The organism is uncultured Thiohalocapsa sp., from assembly GCF_913063425.1.
GTDB lineage: Bacteria > Pseudomonadota > Gammaproteobacteria > Chromatiales > Chromatiaceae > Thiohalocapsa.
The window spans coordinates 98,550-116,173 of sequence record NZ_CAJXYK010000006.1 but is presented as its reverse complement, the minus strand read 5'-3'; the positions used below and the strand labels follow the sequence as shown (position 1 = coordinate 116,173).

At 70.5% G+C, this 17,624-nt stretch carries 20 protein-coding genes; 9 read left to right on the top strand and 11 right to left on the bottom strand.

What is annotated here, in order from left to right:
• Positions 1-74 precede the first annotated feature (74 nt).
• Positions 75-260 carry a hypothetical protein gene (locus tag QZ607_RS04830; RefSeq protein ID WP_295880274.1) on the bottom strand — a complete coding sequence of 62 codons (186 nt, stop codon included), beginning with the start codon at positions 258-260 and terminating at the stop codon, positions 75-77.
• A 152-nt stretch (positions 261-412) separates the two neighbouring features.
• Here QZ607_RS04830 and cysE point away from each other — a divergent pair, with 152 nt between their 5' ends.
• Together cysE and QZ607_RS04820 are read left to right on the top strand one after the other, a co-directional pair.
• Positions 413-1,267 (top strand): serine O-acetyltransferase, encoded by an 855-nt coding sequence (gene cysE / locus QZ607_RS04825; RefSeq protein ID WP_295880273.1) that lies wholly within the window; start codon positions 413-415, stop codon positions 1,265-1,267.
• A gap of 123 nt (positions 1,268-1,390) precedes the next feature.
• Positions 1,391-1,906: an Rrf2 family transcriptional regulator gene (locus QZ607_RS04820; RefSeq protein ID WP_295880271.1), complete on the top strand. Its 516-nt coding sequence runs from the start codon at positions 1,391-1,393 to the stop codon at positions 1,904-1,906.
• A 13-nt stretch (positions 1,907-1,919) separates the two neighbouring features.
• Here the strand turns inward: QZ607_RS04820 and QZ607_RS04815 are convergent, their stop codons facing one another.
• Positions 1,920-2,372, bottom strand: a complete 453-nt coding sequence (locus QZ607_RS04815; RefSeq protein ID WP_295880269.1) for a rhodanese-like domain-containing protein — start codon at positions 2,370-2,372, stop codon at positions 1,920-1,922.
• A 67-nt stretch (positions 2,373-2,439) separates the two neighbouring features.
• Here QZ607_RS04815 and QZ607_RS04810 point away from each other — a divergent pair, with 67 nt between their 5' ends.
• The 4 genes from QZ607_RS04810 (at position 2,440) to yihA (ending at position 5,214) form a co-directional block, all read left to right on the top strand.
• Positions 2,440-3,477 (top strand): lysophospholipid acyltransferase family protein, encoded by a 1,038-nt coding sequence (locus tag QZ607_RS04810; protein WP_295880267.1) that lies wholly within the window; start codon positions 2,440-2,442, stop codon positions 3,475-3,477.
• 101 nt (positions 3,478-3,578) lie between these two features.
• Positions 3,579-4,058 (top strand): cyclic pyranopterin monophosphate synthase MoaC, encoded by a 480-nt coding sequence (gene moaC, locus QZ607_RS04805; RefSeq protein WP_295880266.1) that lies wholly within the window; start codon positions 3,579-3,581, stop codon positions 4,056-4,058.
• 68 nt (positions 4,059-4,126) lie between these two features.
• Complete coding sequence (locus tag QZ607_RS04800) at positions 4,127-4,582, top strand: bacteriohemerythrin (protein WP_295880264.1); 456 nt, start codon at positions 4,127-4,129, stop codon at positions 4,580-4,582.
• Between the two features lie 23 nt (positions 4,583-4,605).
• Positions 4,606-5,214 (top strand): ribosome biogenesis GTP-binding protein YihA/YsxC, encoded by a 609-nt coding sequence (gene yihA / locus QZ607_RS04795; protein ID WP_295880262.1) that lies wholly within the window; start codon positions 4,606-4,608, stop codon positions 5,212-5,214.
• A 251-nt stretch (positions 5,215-5,465) separates the two neighbouring features.
• Here the strand turns inward: yihA and QZ607_RS04790 are convergent, their stop codons facing one another.
• The 4 genes from QZ607_RS04790 to QZ607_RS04775 form a co-directional block, all read right to left on the bottom strand.
• Positions 5,466-6,044: a DUF302 domain-containing protein gene (locus tag QZ607_RS04790; RefSeq protein WP_295880260.1), complete on the bottom strand. Its 579-nt coding sequence runs from the start codon at positions 6,042-6,044 to the stop codon at positions 5,466-5,468.
• A gap of 89 nt (positions 6,045-6,133) precedes the next feature.
• Positions 6,134-7,018, bottom strand: a complete 885-nt coding sequence (locus QZ607_RS04785) for a hypothetical protein (protein ID WP_295880258.1) — start codon at positions 7,016-7,018, stop codon at positions 6,134-6,136.
• A 186-nt stretch (positions 7,019-7,204) separates the two neighbouring features.
• Positions 7,205-7,582 (bottom strand): response regulator, encoded by a 378-nt coding sequence (locus QZ607_RS04780; RefSeq protein ID WP_295880257.1) that lies wholly within the window; start codon positions 7,580-7,582, stop codon positions 7,205-7,207.
• 76 nt (positions 7,583-7,658) lie between these two features.
• Positions 7,659-9,374: a response regulator gene (locus QZ607_RS04775; protein WP_295880254.1), complete on the bottom strand. Its 1,716-nt coding sequence runs from the start codon at positions 9,372-9,374 to the stop codon at positions 7,659-7,661.
• Between the two features lie 196 nt (positions 9,375-9,570).
• Here QZ607_RS04775 and QZ607_RS04770 point away from each other — a divergent pair, with 196 nt between their 5' ends.
• The gene (locus QZ607_RS04770) at positions 9,571-11,034 is read left to right on the top strand and encodes a phosphomannomutase (protein ID WP_295880380.1); all 1,464 of its coding nucleotides are present in this window, start codon (positions 9,571-9,573) and stop codon (positions 11,032-11,034) included.
• An 84-nt stretch (positions 11,035-11,118) separates the two neighbouring features.
• Positions 11,119-11,511: a response regulator gene (locus tag QZ607_RS04765; protein ID WP_295880253.1), complete on the top strand. Its 393-nt coding sequence runs from the start codon at positions 11,119-11,121 to the stop codon at positions 11,509-11,511.
• A gap of 34 nt (positions 11,512-11,545) precedes the next feature.
• Here the strand turns inward: QZ607_RS04765 and QZ607_RS04760 are convergent, their stop codons facing one another.
• From QZ607_RS04760 to QZ607_RS04740, 5 genes are all read right to left on the bottom strand, one after another.
• Positions 11,546-12,091: a chemotaxis protein CheW gene (locus QZ607_RS04760; protein WP_295880250.1), complete on the bottom strand. Its 546-nt coding sequence runs from the start codon at positions 12,089-12,091 to the stop codon at positions 11,546-11,548.
• A 150-nt stretch (positions 12,092-12,241) separates the two neighbouring features.
• On the bottom strand, positions 12,242-13,006 hold the full coding sequence (locus QZ607_RS04755; protein ID WP_295880248.1) for an ATP-binding protein: 765 nt from the start codon (positions 13,004-13,006) through the stop codon (positions 12,242-12,244).
• Between the two features lie 56 nt (positions 13,007-13,062).
• A complete protein-coding gene (locus QZ607_RS04750) occupies positions 13,063-14,877 on the bottom strand; it encodes a S8 family serine peptidase (RefSeq protein WP_295880246.1) in 1,815 nt (604 codons plus the stop codon).
• Between the two features lie 282 nt (positions 14,878-15,159).
• A complete protein-coding gene (locus QZ607_RS04745) occupies positions 15,160-15,699 on the bottom strand; it encodes a metallophosphoesterase family protein (protein ID WP_295880245.1) in 540 nt (179 codons plus the stop codon).
• A gap of 23 nt (positions 15,700-15,722) precedes the next feature.
• Positions 15,723-16,730: a zinc-dependent alcohol dehydrogenase family protein gene (locus QZ607_RS04740; protein WP_295880244.1), complete on the bottom strand. Its 1,008-nt coding sequence runs from the start codon at positions 16,728-16,730 to the stop codon at positions 15,723-15,725.
• A gap of 142 nt (positions 16,731-16,872) precedes the next feature.
• Here QZ607_RS04740 and QZ607_RS04735 point away from each other — a divergent pair, with 142 nt between their 5' ends.
• Positions 16,873-17,499, top strand: coding sequence for an alpha/beta family hydrolase (locus QZ607_RS04735; RefSeq protein ID WP_295880243.1), 627 nt, complete (start codon positions 16,873-16,875; stop codon positions 17,497-17,499).
• The last annotated feature ends 125 nt before the right edge of the window (positions 17,500-17,624 follow it).

Here is a 17,624-nt window from a genome sequence, read left to right as displayed (position 1 = left end):
AAACAGCGGAACATGCGGGTGCTGAGGCAGGTCAGCGACAGCGTCACCCGACATCGCCGCCGGCGATCGGCAGCTCAGGTGTCCTGGGCATAGATTGGCTCTCCGCGGTCGATGGCCTTGGTCACGAAGACGGGGGCATCGTCCTGTGTGTGCAGATCCAGCGGTCGGCCCAGCGCCTGCTCCAATTCGTGGCGCAGTTCCCAAAGGAGTCCGGCACAGATCAGGCGGTCCCGGGGGCGCTCACAGCCGACGACCGGCACAGGCTTGCGGCTGCGCGGCGGACCTTCGCCATCATCGTTGCGCGGCGTCGTGCCCTGCGGCTGCGACCTGCGCTAGTCTGGCGGGCATCGATCGGGCGGCAGCGTCACGGGGCAGAATACGCCCGCGGGCATTGCCCCAACGGAGCAGCACCATGTTCGACAGGCTACGGGAAGATATCAACTGCGTGTTCGATCGCGACCCGGCGGCGCGCAACACCTTCGAGATCCTCACCACCTATCCGGGTCTGCATGCGGTGATGCTGCATCGACTCAGTCACGCACTGTGGCAGCGCGGCTTCAAGTGGCCCGCCCGGCTGCTCTCGAATGTGGCGCGGCTCTTCACGGGCATCGAGATCCACCCGGGGGCCGTCATCGGCCGGCGCTTCTTCATCGACCACGGCATGGGGGTTGTCATCGGCGAGACCGCCGTCATCGGCGACGACTGCACCCTCTATCATGGCGTCACCCTGGGCGGTACCACCTGGCAGAAGGGCAAGCGCCATCCGACCCTGGGCTGCGATGTGGTGGTGGGCGCCGGCGCCAAGGTGCTCGGGCCCATCAGCATCGGCGATGGTGCGCGCATCGGCTCCAACGCCGTGGTCGTCAAGGCGGTACCGCCCGGCGGTACCGTGGTGGGCGTGCCGGGCCGGGTCATCGAGCGCGCGGCGGATGCGGCCACCCGCCGGCGCGCCGACACGGCCAAGCGCATGGGCTTCGATGCCTACGGTGCCGTGCGGGATGCCCCGGACCCGGTGGCCAATGCCATCAACCGCATGCTCGACCACATCCATGTCATGGACCGCCGCATGGAGGCCATGTCACGGGCGCTGGAGGAGCACGGTATCACCCGCCACTTCGAGCACCTGAGCGATCTGGAGGGCTGCGGCATCGACCCGGCCATGCCGGATGCCCCGGCGGACCAAGCCGGGGAGCCGCCGGCGGGCGGTGCACGGCCGGCCGTGGCCGAGGCATCGGGCGCCGAGGCGGTCTCGGGCAGCGAGCGCTGAGCGCCGCGCCGCATTGCGCCGGCGGCTGCGCCAGGTCAGCGCGACAATGCCACAAGAAATTGATGGTCAAACTCGGTTATCGTAGGATTTGCGCCACAGAACCATGACCTCGGAGGGTACGCCGTGCGTTTGACCACCAAAGGCCGCTATGCCGTCACAGCGGTGCTCGATCTCGCCATCAACGAGGGGCGGGGTCCCATTGCGCTTGCGGACATCGCGGAGCGCCAGGGCATTTCCCTGTCCTACCTGGAGCAGCTGTTCGCCAAGCTGCGCAAGTGCGGTGTGGTGTCGAGCGTGCGTGGCCCGGGGGGCGGCTACCACCTGGCCCGCGACCCGCGCACCATCCATGTCGCCGAGGTCATCACGGCGGTGGATGAGCACCTGGACACCACCCGCTGCGGTGGCGGCGGCGACTGCAAGGACGGCGGTCCCTGCCTGACGCATGACCTGTGGATGGACCTGAGCGAGCGCATCCACGGTTATCTCACCAACATCAGCCTGCAGGACCTGGTGGACCGGCGCCCGGACGAATCCCCCGCCTGCGACACCGACGCGGCCGGGGCCGTCGAGGGCGGGCAGCGGGCCAAGGTGGCGCTGCGGGACGTCTCCCGCCGGCCCATCGCCAACGCCCGCTCCTAGCGCGTCGACGCGCTCAGCACTGTTCCCAGGGCAGCCCGCGAAAACGCCAGCCGCCCAGGGTGCTGCGGTGGTGGTCTTCGTCCAATTCCCCCTCGAACCCCTCGTCCACGTGATAGACATTGCCGAGCCCAGCCGCCAGCAGGGTCTTGCCTGCCTCCAGCGAGCGCTTGCCGCTGCGGCAGATCAGCACGACAGGTGCGCATGGACCCTCCGGCGCACAGCTGGCTCCGCCGAGCAGGAGCTTGCGGATCTCCGTGACGAATTCGGGGTTCACAGTCCAGTCGGGCTCGTCGATCCAGGGCACGTGCACGGCCCCCTGGGGATGCCCGACGAACAGAAATTCCATGGTGGAGCGGATGTCCACGAGCACCGCCTGCGGGTTCTCCTGGAGCAGTGCGTAGGCGGCCTGGGGGCTCAGGGATTTGGGGCCGCGGGCGGCTGGGGGCTTGGCCTCGGGGTCGGTCATGGTGCGGGTCTCCGGCGAAGGACGGCGGACAGCGCGCGCTGCCGTGTCCAGCAGCGGTGGTGACGCCATGACCCCACAGGATGCGCCGCCGGACGCAGGCGCACAAGCGGGCGGACCCCTGCCGGTCACTCCCGAAGCACCGCCCACGGACCGGCGGGCGCAGGCCCGCGCCCGCCAGGAGCCCTATCTGCAATGGCTGGTGCGCGCACTGGCGTGCTGGCCGCTGCCGTTGCTGCATGCACTCGGCACCGCCATCGGCTGGGTCATCGCGCACACGCCGAACCGCCAGCGCCGCAATGCCCTGATCAACCTGACCCTCGCCCGTCCCGGTCTCGGCACCCGGGCGCTGATCCGGCTGCGCAACCAAAGTCTCATGGCCTTTGGGCGGACCTACTGCGAGATGGGTCGGCTTTGGCAGCGGCCACCGCAAGAGGTGCTCGGGCTCATCCGGGAGGTGCGCGGCGGCGAGCTGCTGCGGCGCGACGATGGCCGCGGCCTCATTGTGCTGTCACCGCACTTGGGCGCTTGGGAGCTGGCCGGCCTGTACCTGGCGGCGCAGGGGCCCACCACCATCTTCTACAAACCGCAGAAGCGCCTGGATGCGCTCATCCTGGAGGCCCGGCGGCGCAGCGGTGCACGCCTCGCCCCAACCACGGCCCGGGGCATCCGCGCGCTGGTGCAGGGGCTCGCCGCGGGCGAGTACGCCGGCATTCTGCCGGACCAGGAGCCCCGCGCCGACAAGGGCGCCGCGTTTGCCCCGCTGTTCGGTATGCCGGCCTGGACCATGGTGCTGGTGAACCGGCTCGCACGTAAGAGCGGTGCGCGGGTGATCTTCATGTTCGCCGAGCGCCTGCCGCGGGCGCGCGGTTACCGCATCCACTGCCTGCCGGCGCCTGCGGGCATCGACAGCGAGGACGATGCGGTGGCGGCGGCGGCGCTGAATCAGGGCATCGAGCACTGCATCGCCGTCTGCCCGGAGCAATACCTCTGGCCCTATCGGCGCTTTCGCCGCCGCCCGGCGGGTGTGGCCCGGGTCTACCAGGGCGGCCTGCGCGACTACGATGCCATCGAGCGCGCGCGGCGGCTGTTGCGCGCCGCCCGTTGAGCGCGCCTGGGCTGCCGGCGCGCCGGATGGTGCGATCCGGGCAGCGCGCCCTTATCCACTGCCTGATGCGGCCCGAGCACGCCGCGAGGAGGTCAGACGCCATGTCCGAGCTCACCCATTTCGATGCTGACGGCGCTGCGCGCATGGTGGATGTCGGCCACAAGGACAGCACCCGGCGGCGCGCTGTGGCCGAGGGCGTCATCCGCATGCGGATGGAGACCCTGCGGCTGATCGAAACCGGCGGTCACACCAAGGGCGATGTCTTCGGCGTCGCCCGCATCGCCGCCATCATGGGCGCCAAGCGCACCGCTGAGCTGGTGCCCTTGTGCCATCCGCTGCCCCTGTCGCGGGTGGATATCGCCCTGGAGCCGGTGCCCGAGGCGCCCGGTGTGCGCTGCACCGCGACGGTGGAAACCAAGGGTCCCACCGGCGTCGAGATGGAGGCGCTCTGTGCCGTGCAGGTGGCACTGCTCACTATTTACGATATGTGCAAGGCCGTGGACCGCGGTATGGTGATCGCCGAGGTGCAGCTGCTGGAGAAGGCCGGCGGGCGCTCCGGGCATTGGCAGCGCGAGCCCTGACCGCGGGGCTCGCCGCTGCGGCTTTGCGCAAGGCGCCAGCATAGGCGTCGGCGCTGGAGGAGGTTTGGATGAGCAAGTTGGTGGAGTGGTCCGATTCACTCAGCGTGGGCATCGAGGAGATCGACACCCAGCACCGTACCCTGGTGGACTTGGTCAATGAGCTGAACGATGCCATCGAGCACCGCCACGGCAACGCAGTCGTCGGGCAGGTGCTGGGGCGCCTGGAGGCGTACACGCGCATCCACTTCGCCGTCGAAGAAGGGCTCATGCGCGTGCTGGGCTATCCGGATCTCGCTGCGCACAAGCGCGAGCATGCGCGGCTTGCGGATCAGCTCGCTGACCTGCGCGAGCGGTTCGACGGTGGGCGCAAGGCGCTCGGCTTCGAGCTCATGCACTTCCTGAAGCTCTGGCTCACCAGTCACATCATGGAGTGCGACCAGGATTATGCGCGGTACTTCGCCGAGCGCGGCGTCACACCGCAGCCGCAGCCACGCACCTGGCGGCAGCGGCTGTTCCGGCGCTGACGCGGACGGCCACGGAGTCCGCCATGCATCCTGTTTTCCAGCGCGCTGCGTTTCTCACCGCGGCCGCGGCGCGCGCCGGCACACCGCCGGACAGCGGCTGGGAAGTCGCCTTCGCAGGACGCTCCAACGCCGGCAAGTCCAGTGCCATCAACCGCATCTGTCATCAGCGCCGGCTTGCCCGCACCAGCCGCACGCCCGGGCGCACGCAGCAGTTGGTGTTCTTCCGCCTCGACGACGAGCGGCGCCTCGTGGACCTGCCGGGATACGGCTTCGCAAAGGTCTCGCTGGCGGTCAAGGCCGGCTGGCAGGCGCTGATGGAGGATTACCTGCGCCGCCGCCAATGCCTGCGCGGCCTGGTGGTAGTGATGGACATCCGCCACCCGCTCACGGACATCGACCGGCACATGCTGGCCTGGGGCGACGCGGCTCGGCTGCCGATGCTGGTGCTGCTGACGAAGGCGGACAAGCTGAAGCGCGGCGCCATGCAGCAGCAGTGCAGGATGGTACAGGGCGCCCTCGCCGGGCAGGGGATTGCGGTGGAGGCGTTCTCGGCGGAAACCGGCCTCGGCGTCGAGGCGGCGCAGGCGCGGCTGGCGGACTGGCTGGCGCTGCCGGAGACTGCGCAGGGGTAGGAGACCCGGGCCGGTGGCTGCGGCGACAACGACAAAAATGTCGTCCGACAGGTAGCCGGGCTCCAGCGCAGCGCGCGGCCGGTGCAGTGCTGTCGAGGCTCGCAGACCGTTCTTGTGCCTGATCGGGGTCGGTATCGGGGTCAGGGTCGGTATCGAAAGTGCTGCAGCTGTCAGTTTGTTATCGATACCGTTACCGATACCGGTTGGTCAACACCACCTGCAAACGGTCTTCGGATCCTGACGGTGGTGCACTAGAATTCCCCTGCTGCGGCGCCGCGCATAATGTCGCGAATGGTGTCGCGCACCCGCAGCGCCTCACGCTTGAGCTCGGGCGGCAGCGGCTCGCCGCCGTGGATCATCAGGTCCAGATTCATGGAATAGAGTGCGAGGCTGCCCGACTTGTCTTCCACCAGGGCGATGCGGCAGGGCATGAAGCCGCTGTAGTGATCCCGGTATTCGAGCATCATCTTGCCCACCTGGGCGTCGCAGAAGGACAGGAAGTTCACATAGCGATAGTCCTCGCCGGTGATGGCTTCCACCTGCTGGTAGAACGGCGACTCGCCCACGAAGAGCAGATTCTTGCTGGTGGCGAGGCTCTTCAGCGACGTGACGACGTCATCGACGCTCAAGCCCTCCTGCACCGGTTCCGACCACATCATGGCCACGCCGGGATCGCCTGTCTCCAGCAGCCGACCGGCAAACTCCCCGTACGCCTGCGGGAAGCCGGGGTCCAGCCGGGCGAGCTGCGGGCCCAGGGTCACGGCGGCAATCAGCAGCGCCAGGATGGCGAGCAGACCGACGCCGGCGAGCAGGTTGCGGATCAGGTTCATGGCGGTTTCCGACGGGTGCTGTGGCCGTCGGCCTTGGGCCCCTTGCGTGGTCGCGGCCCGCCGACGCATCAGGCCGCGACCAGCGCTGCTCAGCCGGCGGGATCAGCCGGCGCCGTTGGCTCGGTGGCGGGTGCCTCGGCACCCGGATCGCCCGCGGGTGGCCCAGCCGGCGCATCTGCCCCAGGCGTCATGGGCATGCTGCCGGGGTACATTCCGGGCCCCATGCCCGGTCCCATGCCGGGTCCCATACCGGGTCCCATGCCATAACCCGGCATCATGCCGCGGGCACAGGGCTGGCCGCCCTTGCGGCAGTTGCCCATGGGGCCGCCCATGGGCCGCGGCGGCATCGGCGGCGCTTCCGCGGCGCGAGCGCCGAACAGCGCCGCAATGGCCTCCTTCTGCTCATCCGTCATGGCCTCGATGGTGGCCTTGTACGCTTCGTACTTTTCCAGCAGCTCCTGACGGCGCTGCGCGGCGGCCTCCCACGGCGGAGTCTCGGGCAGGTCGCGGCCCATCTCCTTCGCACGCTCGCGCATGGCCTCCCAACGCTTCAGGCGCATGGCCTCGAATTCTTCGCGGGTCATCGGTTTGCGCTCAGCCATGCCTTCGGGCATTGCCGGGGGCTCGGGCATGCCCTCGGGCATCGCCGGGGGTTGCGGCATGCTCGGCGCGGGCATCTTCGGCGGCATGCCGGCCTGTGCCCAGGGTGGGGTCTCCGGCAGCTCCAGGCCCACTTCCGCGGCGCGCTTGCGCAGCTCCGCGTAGCGCTTGTCGCGCTCGGCCGTTGCAGCCTCCATGCGCTCTTCCATACCGGCCCGGGCCTGCTCCGGCGTCGTGGGTGGCGCGGGCGTGGCGGGTGCTGCCGCGGGTGCCGCAGCCCCGCCCTGCGCCATGGCAGGCGCGAGGGACAGGGCCAGCACAGGGCCGAGCACGGCGGCGGATGCGCCGGGCAGGAGACGTTTGCTGTCGATCATGCGGATCGCTCCTTTGTCAGTGGTCTCGATGTGTTGACCGCACCTTGGGCCGTGCGGCTGCCTTGAGAAGGTGTTTCGCCGCTGGCCTGCGCAGCGCGACGGCGCACACGCGGGCTCGCGGACGACGGGGACCATAGCATGGTTGCAGTGGGGAAAAACGGCGCCTGCGGGCCGGGGAGACCGGCGTCATTCGTCGAGAAGCTCGTCCACGACGGCGAGCAGCTCGTCGCGCTTCACCGGTTTGGCGAGGAAGGTTTCGCCGGAGATCTCGGCCGCCCCGGTGCCGGTTTCGCGCTTGGTGACGATGGCGGTGAGAAAGGCGTATTTGATCTTGCTCAGTGCCGGGTCCTGCTTCAGCTGCTCAGCGACCTCGTCGCCGCCGATATCCGGCATCATGACATCGAGGAAAATCAGGTCCGGCTGGAACTCCCGGGCGGCGCGCAGCGCGTTGGTGCCGCGGTTTTCTTCGCGCACCTCGAAGCGGCCGGTCTGCTCCAGGTTCAGGCGCAGCATGCGGGTCAGCGCGGGCTCGTCATCGACCAACAGGATTCTTTTCTTGCTCACGGGACGGGCTCACGGGACCGGGTTGGGGGACAGGATTGGGAGGACAGGATGTAAAGGGACGGGCTTAGGGGACGGGTCATCTGTTGGCGCTTCGCAGGCGCGCGGTGCGGGCGCGCAGCGTGGCCTCGCTTGGGCGCGACAGCGCCTCTGCCCGCGCGAATTCGGGGTGAAACAGCAGCAGCGCACGGGCGCCGCCCTCGGGCCGGTTCTCCAAGTCGATGCTGCCGCCATGTAGCGTAACGATGTTGCGGGTCACCGACAATCCCAGCCCCGTACCCTCGCCCTGGCGCTTGGTGGTGAAGTAGGGGTCGAACAGCCGCCCGAGATCCTCCGGGTCGATGCCGGGGCCTGTGTCCTCGATGGCGACCCGGATGACGCGGTCACTGGGCAGGAAGCCCGCGTCCCGCGCATGCGGCCCGAGCTCGTTACCTGCCAGGGCGGTGAAGCTGCTGCGGATGCTCAGGGTGCCGTCGCGCTCCATGGCGTGCATGGCATTCATGAACAGGTTGAGGAACACCTGCTGAAGCTTGTCGATGTCGAAGGGACGCTCCGGGACAGCCTCGGCGAGCGAGGTGCGTACGGCGATATTGCGCTGGGTCAGCTCGTGGCGCACCAGCTGCAGGCTGTTTTGGATGGCCTCGTTGACGGCGCAGGGCTTGAGGTCGAGGTCGCGCTCGCGCGAGAAGTCCAGCAGACCCCGCACCACGGTGTCGGCGCGCGACAGGGCCTGCTGCATGTCCGCCAGCACCTGCGCGGAGACGTCATCGAAGCTTGCCACCTGCTCCAGGTAGTCGAGGCCGAGCTGGACAATGGCGAGCGGGTTCTTGACTTCGTGCGCCACACCCGCGGCGAGCCGCCCAACCGACTCCAGCTTGGCGGCCTGCACCAGCTGCATCTGCGCCGCCTGCAGCTCGCGGTGGGAACGGTGCAGCTCGTCGCTGGTGCGGTGCAGCTTGGCTTCCACGCGGCGGCGCTCGCTGAGATCGCGCAGCACCAGCACGACCCCCGCCGTGTCGGCGGCGTCGGCAATGGGCGCCGCGCGCAGCTCCACCGGCAGCGTGCTGCCGTCGGGGCGCGGCAGGGCGACCTCATCGAGGCTCAGCTCCCGGCGCTCCGCGAGCACGCGCTGGGCCGTCTCGCGCAGGGCCGTCGGCTCCCAGTCGGAGAGGTCCCGGGTCAGCAGGTGCTCTGCGGCCAGGCCGAATAACCGCTCCGCGGCGGGGTTCACGAAGCTCACGCGGCCCACGGCGTCCAGACCCACCACAGCCTCGACCATGGAGTGCAGGATGCGGTCGCGGACCAGCTCCAGCTGGCGGTTGCGCTGGCCGAGCTCGCGCTCCAGGCGCAGGATCTTGCAGTGCGCCTCCACCCGGGCTGCGACCTCTTCGGGGTGGAAGGGCTTGGTGACATAGTCCACGGCGCCGAGCTCCAGGCCGTGGATCTTGTCGGCGGCCTCATCCAGTGCAGACAGGAAGATCACGGCGACGTCGGCGGTGCCGGCGTCCTGTTTGAGTCTGCGGCACACCTCGAAGCCGTCCATGTCCGGCATCATGATGTCCAGCAGCATCAGGTCCGGGCGCGAGCGCTGGGCGATCTCCAGCGCCTGCGCACCGCCATTGGCCACCAGCAGCCGGTAGTCGCGGCCGTTCAGACTCTCGTAGAGCACGCGCAGGTTGGCGGGGATGTCGTCCACCAGCAGCACGCACGGCGGTTGTGCAGGCTCCGACGCCCGACGCTGGGCGGCGGTGGTCTGCGCCTGGATGCTGGCTGGCCGGGTGGGGGCGTCGTTCATGCCGATCACCGCAACGGATTCCTCCCGATTGTCGCGATTTCCGGGCCGCATGTCAGCCGCCGTTCGTCCTGCAGTCCGCCGACTGCTTGTCCGGCGGCGCGCCGGCGGGTGCGCCCGGCTTGGTAAGATGTCGCCTCTCGCCACTGCCGGAAGACGCCTTCCACGGGATGACGCCTTGCTCAAGATCGACGACCTGATGGCCGCAAGCGGTGTGAAGTTCGGCACCAGCGGCGCCCGCGGGCGTGTTACGGACATGACCGACCGCGTCTGCTTCGCCTACACAATGGGCTTCCTGCAATACCTGCGCCGCGGCGGCCGACTCGCCGGCGGCGGCGATGTCGGCATCGCCGGCGATTACCGCGCGAGCAGCGGGCGCATCATGACCGCCTGTGCCGCGGCGGTGCGTGCGGCGGGCTGCCGGCCGCGCAACTTCGGCCGCATCCCGACGCCGGCGCTGGCCGCCCATGGCATTGCCCGCGGTATGCCGACGCTGATGGTCACAGGCTCGCACATCCCCGACGACCGCAACGGCATCAAGTTCAATCTGCCGACGGGGGAGATCCTGAAGGACGACGAGGCCGGCATCCGGGCGCAGACGGTGGACCTGCCGGATGATGCTTTCGCCGCGGACGGCAGCCTCGCCGCCGCGCCGTCGCTGCCGCCGGCGGAGTCCGCGGCGCTGGAGGCCTATGTGAGCCGCTACCTGGCGTTCTTTCCCCGGGACTGGCTTGCCGGGCTCAGGGTGGGGGTGTACGAGCACTCCAGCGTCGCCCGGGACGCCTTCCATGCCGTGCTGACCGGGCTCGGCGCGACGGTGACCCGGCTCGGTCGCGCGGACGCCTTCATCCCCGTGGACACGGAGGCCATCCGCCCCGAGGACGTGGACCTTGCCAAGGCCTGGGCAGCTGAGGGCGACTTCGATGCCCTGGTGTCCGCCGACGGCGACGGCGACCGGCCGCTGGTGGCGGATGCCGACGGGCACTGGCTGCGCGGCGACATTGCGGGCATCCTCTGCGCGCGCGAGCTCGGCGCGGCCGGCGTGGTGACGCCGGTCAGCTCCAACACGGCGGTGGAGCGCTGCGGCTGGTTCGATGCGGTGCTGCGCACGCGCATCGGCTCGCCCTATGTCATCGCCGGCATGCAGACCCTGCGCGAGCGCGGCCTCGCCCCGGTGGTGGGCTACGAGGCCAACGGCGGCTTCCTCATTGAAACCGACATCGCCCGCGACGGCCGCCGCCTGCCGGCCCTGCCCACCCGGGACGCCGTCATCGTCGCTGTGGCGATCCTCGGTGCCGCCCGGCGCCGCGGCCTGTCCGTCGCCGCGCTCACGGCGGAGCTGCCGCCGCGCGCCACCTACAGCGACCGCATCAAGGACTTCCCGAGCGAGCTCAGCGCCGGGCGGCTCGCCGCCTTCGCCACCGGCGACGCCGCGGCGGATCGCGCGGCCGCCGCCGCTGTGTTCGGCCCGGCCTTCGGCGAGGTGGCGGCAGTGGACCATACCGACGGCGTGCGTATGACCTTTGCGAGCGGGGAGATCGCACATCTGCGCCCGTCCGGTAACGCGCCGGAGCTGCGCGCCTACACCGAGGCGGACAGCGCGCGGCGCGCCCGCGACATGAACCGCACCTGTATGGAGATCCTGAATGGCTGGCGCACCTGAGGCGGTCACCACGGCGCTGCATGCAACGGCCCCGGCGCATGCGGGCCGTGCGATGCCCGGCGTGCGCCGGCCCGAACAGCAGCCATGACCAAGCGTATCCTGATCATCGACGATGACGTGGCCGTGCGCGAGGCCTTCAAGCTCGCCCTGGCGCAGCAGCCCTACGAGGTCGTGGAGGCAGAGAACGGCGAGCAGGGTGCGGCGCTGGCCACCTCCGAGCCCTTCGACCTCGTCTACCTGGACCTGCGCATGCCCGGTATCGACGGGGTCGAGACCCTGCGGCGCATCCGCAGCCGTGCGCCGGATCTGACCGTGTATATCGCCACCGCCTTCCACCGTGAGTTTTTCGACGCCCTGGTGACCGCCCGCGGTGAAGGCCTGGATTTCGAGCTGCTGCGCAAGCCGCTGGAGCGCCAGCAGATCATCGACATCACCAACGGGGTGCTGGCGCCGGACGACGGCCTGGGCGGCGTCTGAATCGGAGGTGCCGGGGGCGGACAGCGGGGCATGCTTACCGGTGCTGTGCCGGGCTCCATGCGGCTGTGGTGGGCGGCGGCGCACCGGCGAAGTCGCCATAGCGGCGCGCGCGCAGCTCCAGACGCTCCAAAGCCCGGGCCGAGAGCCGGCGCTCGAAGCGCGCGAGCCGGGTCTCCGCATCCGGCCCTTTGACCTTGTCCGTGGCCGTGAGCCGCAGCCGGCTCAGGTCGATGCCCCCCTGCCGGCGGGCGCCATGCGCCAGCCCCCGACGCGGCGCAGGCAGGGGCTCGATGCACACCGGGCGCCCACTGTACAGCCCGAGCGGGAAGCCTGCGGCAAGCACCACCAGCACCAGGTCCGTCGCGGCCGCGGGCGGCGTGCGCTCACCTGTGAGCACACCCAGGCTCACCACAGGCACCAGCTCGCCGCGCAGGTCGAAGGCGCCGAGCACCCAGGGCGCCGTCTGCTCCAGGGGCGTGAGGCGCGGCAGGCCGAGACAGGTGTCGATGCCGTCCGGCACCAGTGGATGCACGGCGCGGGCGCTGTGCACCAGAACGCGATAACTCCGCTGCATGCCCATCCGTTCACTCCGCAGGCAGGTGCCGTGACCGCGGCGGGTTGCCGATGGCTTAAGCCTAGTCCAAGCGGGGCACCTCGGCGGGCGATGGGACCGGTTGTCGGCTCGACGGCGGGTAGGCTCCTTAGGATGATCGGCGGCGGCGCCCCTGTCTCAGGGCGGGTCGCCCTCGTGCAACAAAGGCTGCATGGCACGGAGCATGCTCTGGAAGACCTGCGGATTCTCCGCCTCCTCGGCCGCCAGCAGGCGTTTGATGCGCTCGCGCTCGGTGGGCATGTCGAAGCAGGCGGGGCAGCTGTCCGGCACCACCGGCAGGTCCGCTGCTGCGGCGAAGGCGGCGGTCTGGCGCTCGCGAACATAGACCAGTGGGCGGATGATGCGCAGGTCGCCGGCGTCGTTGCGGTAATGGGCCTTCATGGTGCGCAGCTGCCCGCCGCGGAAGAGCGACATGAGCAGGCTCTCGGCGAGGTCGTCCAGGTGCTGCGCAAGGGCCAGCACGCTCCAGCCCTGCTCGCGGCAGAGACGGTACATGATGCCGCGCTTCATGCGCGCGCAGTAGGCGCAGTAGGAGTCGCCCGTCATGCGCGTCCTGGCCTCTTCCATGATGGGCTGCGCCTCCAGCAGCCAGGGCACGCCGAGCGCATCCATGTGCGCTGCGAGCCGCGCCGGCTCGAACCCCGGCACCTGCGGGTCCACGGTCACCGCGGCGAGCTCGAAGCGCACCGGGGCATAGGTCTGCAAATGACGCAGGACGGCGAGCAGCGACAGCGAGTCCTTGCCGCCGGAGACCCCGAGCAGGATGCGGTCGCCGTCGCGGATCATGTCGTGCTCGGCGATGGCCCGGCCGACGGCGCGCAGCAGGGCCTTTGTGGGCTTGGGCGGGGGCTTGGGCGGGGCGTGGGGCGGTGGGGCTTGCATGCTGCCGGAGTGTAGCGGGGGCGGGCGCGGTCCTGCCAGCCTCGGCCCCGGGGGCCTCAGGTGCCTGCAGCAGTGCGGGCGGCGCGTGTGATGCCGCGCCGGCGGCGGCGGGACAGCAGCAGGGCAGCCGTGCCCGCGAGCAGCAGCGGCGGCGTCCCCGGCGCGGGAGCCTGCGCCCACCAGGCGAGGCCGTAACCCGCCAGGGCGAAGTCGCCGCGGCTGTCGAAGGTGTTGCTGGCGTAGACCACATCGATGGCGTAGCGCCCGGAGGCCGGCAGCACGAACGACAGGTGCTCCACCAGATTGTAAAGGCTGACGGACCGGGCCACGGTGCCGGTGGCGATGTCGCGGACGATCAGGTCCAGGTTGGCCTGGGCGATGTCGTCGGCGACCGAGGTCAGGGTGTCGTACTCCCGCGCCCGAAACCAGGCCAGGGTCGCCGTAAAGGTGCTGCCGCCGCGCAGGCTCGCATCCATGGCGTAACGGTTCCTGTCGCCGAGCCCGACCTCAGCGAAGTCCCAGCCCACCGGGGCGACGCTGCCGCCACCGAGACCGGCGAGGTCGCGGGTGCCGGCGGTCAGGTACTGCTCGAAGGCCCGGTCCAGATCCAGGGCGCCGGCGCCGCTGGCCCAGTCCAGTGACTGCGTGGTCTCGACGACGCCGCCGGCGGATGCCTGGCCGTTGTCCCAGCCCGGCAGCTTGCGGGCGCTGTTCAGGAGCGTCGCCTTGATCACGCGGCTGTCGTCGGCGTGCGCATTGGCGGCGAGCGCCGCGTCCGCCTCCCGGGCGCTGTGCAGCAGGGCGGCCCCCGCCGCAGTGATGGGTGCGGCGAAGCTGGTGCCGCCGACCCCGCCGAGATAGAAGTCGTCGCCCGGGAAGGGTGCGGAATCGCCGAGGGTCGGGTTGTTGCCGCCGGTCTGCCCGCCGTAGAAGGCGCTGGTGAGCTCGGTGCCCGGGGCGGCGATGTCCACCGCCGCACGCACGCCGGCGACGGTGCCGTTCACCGGGTCGGCATAGTCCTGCGGGCCGCGGCTGCTGAAGTCCGCGATGCGGTCGTAGGCATTGCTGCCGTCGTTCTGGAGGGCGCCCACCGTGATGGCGTTGTAGCCGGCCCCCGGGGCTTCGACGCTGTTGCCGCCGGGGCCGCTGTTGCCGGCGGCGGCGACGAAGGTGGTCCGCGGGTGCAGGTTCTGCAGCCCGTCGGTGATGAGCGCGAGCGCGCTCTCGCCCACGGGGTCGGTGCCGCCCCAGCTGCTGTTGATGACATCCGCGGTGCCGAACGCCCCTCCATAGGCGCCCCGCAGGGTCTCAGAGGACACGTTGAAGCCGAGGCTGTAGGCATCCCCCACCCACTGCGTGGCGACGGCGCCCGAGCGCAGATCCGTGTCCGGTGCGAGGCCTGACTGCCAGGCGCCCGGGATACTGCCGCCGTTGCGTCCGCCGAGCATCATGCCCACCAGCGTGGCGTGGAAGTCGTATTCCGGCGTCGCCGGGTCGCCATCGGTGTCGAAGACGCTTGCGGCGTTGACGAAGTCCGACACATGGCCGAGTGTCTCGTGGCCGTCCCAGACGTGTCCTGCCTCGACATTGACGGACACCGTCTGCTGCCCGGTGATGCCGGCGGCGTGGAAGCGGGTTGCGCCGGTGAGGTCAGCCACATCCGCCCCGGTGAAGGTGCCGGGCAGGCTGGTGACCAGCGGAGCGCGTGCGGGTGCGTCGTCCAACGCCTGGTGCGCCTGGTGCGCCTGGTGCGCCTGGTGCGCCTGGTGCGCCTGGTGCGCCTGGTGCGCCTGATGTGCCTGATGTGCCTTGTGCGCCGGCAGTTGTGCAGGGAGGCCGACCGGCGTGGCTGCGGCCGGCTCCAGGCCCATCAGCAGCGCCGTGGCGAGCGCAGCATGGCGCGGCAGGCGGGCGCCTGGGAAGCACGTGCGCAGAAAAAGCAAAGGCCGACGCCAAGGCGCCGACCTGTTTGCTGTCCGGGGATAGCGCCCCGGGCTGCGCGCGCCCCTGGTGGGGACGGGTTGGCTCACGGTTGTGAGGTCTTCTTGCATTCCAGGGTAGACCAGATTTCGGCGCTTGCAGGGCGTGCACGGTCCCACCGGCGATTTTCCGACGAACGGTCGTCTTGCGCCGGGTTGCAGCATCGGGCGTGCCTAGCGTGCAGGGCGCCGCCCCCTTGCGGCGCCGGCGAGGGGAAAGCGGTGCACATCCAGTGACCACTCGCCATGACCCGCGCTCAGCACCATACACGACGGTCCGCCGAAGGTCCGCTCCCGCCCGGCGGCGCCGGGGTTCAGCACCCAGGGCTCGGCGTCCCGGTCCGCCACCAGGCGATGGCTGTGGCCGTAAACGATGGCGCGGGCGTCCGGATAGCGGCGGCGGAGCTTCGCGTGCCGGTCCCTGGCCGGCGTGCGGTGGCCGTGCACCACCACCAGCCGGCCGCCCGGCAGGTCTTCGGTGACTTCGAGCGTCAGCGCATCCAGCAGGTGCTGATCCGCCGCCGGCCACTTGTGCGGCACGTCGTTGTTGCCGCGCACCGCTGCCACGCGGCCGCCGCGGGGTGTCAGCGCCGCGAGCACCCCCGCACAGCCGATATCGCCGCCGTGCACGGCGAGGTCGCAGTCGGCCACCACATCCGCCACGCGCGGGTCGAGCACGCCGTGGGTGTCGGAGAGGATGGCGACGCGGACCATGGCGGGCACGCCCGACAGTCGGCTCAGCGCGCCGCGGTGGGCGTGGTGAGCACCAGCTTGCCCTGCATGCCGCCCGCCTCCAGCCGGCGGTGGGCGTCGGCGGCCCGGGCGAGGGGGTAGGTGTCGGCCACGGCGATGCGCAGCTGCCCGGCGTCGAACAGCTCGCCGCAGCGGCGCAGGATCTCGCCCTGGTGGGCCAGGGCCTCCGGCAGGTGCTTGAGCTGCGGGGTCAGCATGAGCTCCAGGGAAATGCGCAGGTTGCGGTTGCGGGCCTCCTTCAGGCTCACGGCGCCTGGGTCCAGGATGGTCACCAGGTCGCCGTAGACGGCCATGACCTCAATGCTGCGGGCGAAGACCTCGGGGCCGACGGTGTCGAAGCACAGATCCACGCCGCGCCCGCCGGTCCAGTCGGCGACGGCGCCGACGAGGTCTTCGTTGCGGTAGTCGATGGTGAATTCGGCGCCCAGGCCATGGGCGAATTCGGCCTTGTCGGCATCGCTCACGGTGGCGGCCACCCGGGCGCCGGCGAGGTGCGCGAGCTGGATGGCCACATGGCCGACGCCGCCGGCGCCGCCGTGGATCAGCACGGTCTGATCGGCCTCGATGCGCGCACGGTCGTACAGCGCCTCCCAGGCGGTGATGAGCACCAGCGGCGCCGCGGCGGCCTCGACGAAGCGCAAGGACACGGGCTTGGGCTGCGCCACGGCCTCGTCCACCACGGCATACTCGGCATAATTGCCCTGGGGTCCGCCCAATCCGCCGTGGCAGTACCAGACGGCGTCGCCGGGCTTGAAGCGCGTCACCGCCTCGCCCACCGCTTCGACCACACCCGCGCCGTCGCAGCCGAGCACGGCGGTGAGCGTTTCCGGCAGCATGGGGCCCTTGGTGCGGATCTTGGTATCCACCGGATTGACGCCGGCGGCGTGCAGCTGCACCAGCATGTCCGTGGGGCTGCGCAGCTCGGGCACGGGCAGGTCGGTCTCGGTGAGGACCTCCGGGCCGCCCGGTTGGCGCATCTGGATGGCCTGCATCGTCTTGGCTCCTCCGTCGTGGCGTTAGGGTCGGCATGATGCGCCCGGAGCGGAGGGGCTGGGAAGGGTGAAGTTTGAAGGGGGAAGGGAGAAGGGTGAAGTGTGAAAGTTTGCAGCGTGGTCAGAGGTAGAGGGTGACCTGATGGCATTGGAGCCACTTTGCGATGGGCCTGCGGATGCCCACCGGGTGCTGGTGCTGGCGCATGGTGCAGGCCAGCCGCCGGATTCCCAATTCATGGAGCAGATGGCCCAGGGCGTCGCCGCCGGCGGTGTGCGGGTGGTGCGGCCCTGGTTCCCCTACATGGCACGGGCCGCCGCCGAGGGCCGCCGACGCCCGCCGGACGGCGAGGCCAAGCTGCTTTCGGCCCTGCGTGAGGTCATCGCCGCAGAGCAGGACAGTGGCGCGACCGTCGCGGTGGGCGGCAAGTCCATGGGCGGGCGCATGGCGGCGATGCTCGCAGACGAGGTGGGCGCCGTCGGGCTCGTCTGTCTCGGCTATCCCTTCCACCCGCCCGGCAAGCCGGAGCGCACGCGCCTTGAAGCACTGGCCGCGCTGCGCACACCGGCGCTCATCTGCCAGGGCGAGCGCGACCCCTTCGGCAACCGTGACGATGTGGCCGGCTACACCCTGAGCCCGTCGGTGCAGCTGGCCTGGATCCCGGACGGCGAGCACAGCTTCAAGCCGCGCAAGGCGTCGGGCAGCACCTGGGCGGAGAATCTGGACTTCGCAGCCGCGCTGGTGCTGGATTTCCTCCGCGCACTGTCCTGATGACACCCCGGCGGAGCTGCGTCCATGCCCTGACCGGCCCCAGTGGCCCGTTTCAGTGAGGTCCCCACCGCGACGGCCCGCACCTGCAGGCGATACCGATTGCAGGCCGGCGTGATGCAGGCAGA

What these genes read in the sequence shown, in the direction of transcription:
- cysE (WP_295880273.1), top strand. Translation starts at nt 413, where the DNA reads ATGTTCGACAGGCTACGGGAAGATATCAACTGCGTGTTCGATCGCGAC.
- QZ607_RS04815 (WP_295880269.1), bottom strand. Translation starts at nt 2,372, where the DNA reads ATGACCGACCCCGAGGCCAAGCCCCCAGCCGCCCGCGGCCCCAAATCC.
- QZ607_RS04810 (WP_295880267.1), top strand. Translation starts at nt 2,440, where the DNA reads ATGACCCCACAGGATGCGCCGCCGGACGCAGGCGCACAAGCGGGCGGA.
- moaC (WP_295880266.1), top strand. Translation starts at nt 3,579, where the DNA reads ATGTCCGAGCTCACCCATTTCGATGCTGACGGCGCTGCGCGCATGGTG.
- QZ607_RS04800 (WP_295880264.1), top strand. Translation starts at nt 4,127, where the DNA reads ATGAGCAAGTTGGTGGAGTGGTCCGATTCACTCAGCGTGGGCATCGAG.
- yihA (WP_295880262.1), top strand. Translation starts at nt 4,606, where the DNA reads ATGCATCCTGTTTTCCAGCGCGCTGCGTTTCTCACCGCGGCCGCGGCG.
- QZ607_RS04790 (WP_295880260.1), bottom strand. Translation starts at nt 6,044, where the DNA reads ATGAACCTGATCCGCAACCTGCTCGCCGGCGTCGGTCTGCTCGCCATC.
- QZ607_RS04785 (WP_295880258.1), bottom strand. Translation starts at nt 7,018, where the DNA reads ATGATCGACAGCAAACGTCTCCTGCCCGGCGCATCCGCCGCCGTGCTC.
- QZ607_RS04775 (WP_295880254.1), bottom strand. Translation starts at nt 9,374, where the DNA reads ATGAACGACGCCCCCACCCGGCCAGCCAGCATCCAGGCGCAGACCACC.
- QZ607_RS04770 (WP_295880380.1), top strand. Translation starts at nt 9,571, where the DNA reads ATGGCCGCAAGCGGTGTGAAGTTCGGCACCAGCGGCGCCCGCGGGCGT.
- QZ607_RS04765 (WP_295880253.1), top strand. Translation starts at nt 11,119, where the DNA reads ATGACCAAGCGTATCCTGATCATCGACGATGACGTGGCCGTGCGCGAG.
- QZ607_RS04760 (WP_295880250.1), bottom strand. Translation starts at nt 12,091, where the DNA reads ATGGGCATGCAGCGGAGTTATCGCGTTCTGGTGCACAGCGCCCGCGCC.
- QZ607_RS04755 (WP_295880248.1), bottom strand. Translation starts at nt 13,006, where the DNA reads ATGCAAGCCCCACCGCCCCACGCCCCGCCCAAGCCCCCGCCCAAGCCC.
- QZ607_RS04750 (WP_295880246.1), bottom strand. Translation starts at nt 14,877, where the DNA reads ATGGGCCTGGAGCCGGCCGCAGCCACGCCGGTCGGCCTCCCTGCACAA.
- QZ607_RS04745 (WP_295880245.1), bottom strand. Translation starts at nt 15,699, where the DNA reads ATGGTCCGCGTCGCCATCCTCTCCGACACCCACGGCGTGCTCGACCCG.
- QZ607_RS04740 (WP_295880244.1), bottom strand. Translation starts at nt 16,730, where the DNA reads ATGCAGGCCATCCAGATGCGCCAACCGGGCGGCCCGGAGGTCCTCACC.
- QZ607_RS04735 (WP_295880243.1), top strand. Translation starts at nt 16,873, where the DNA reads ATGGCATTGGAGCCACTTTGCGATGGGCCTGCGGATGCCCACCGGGTG.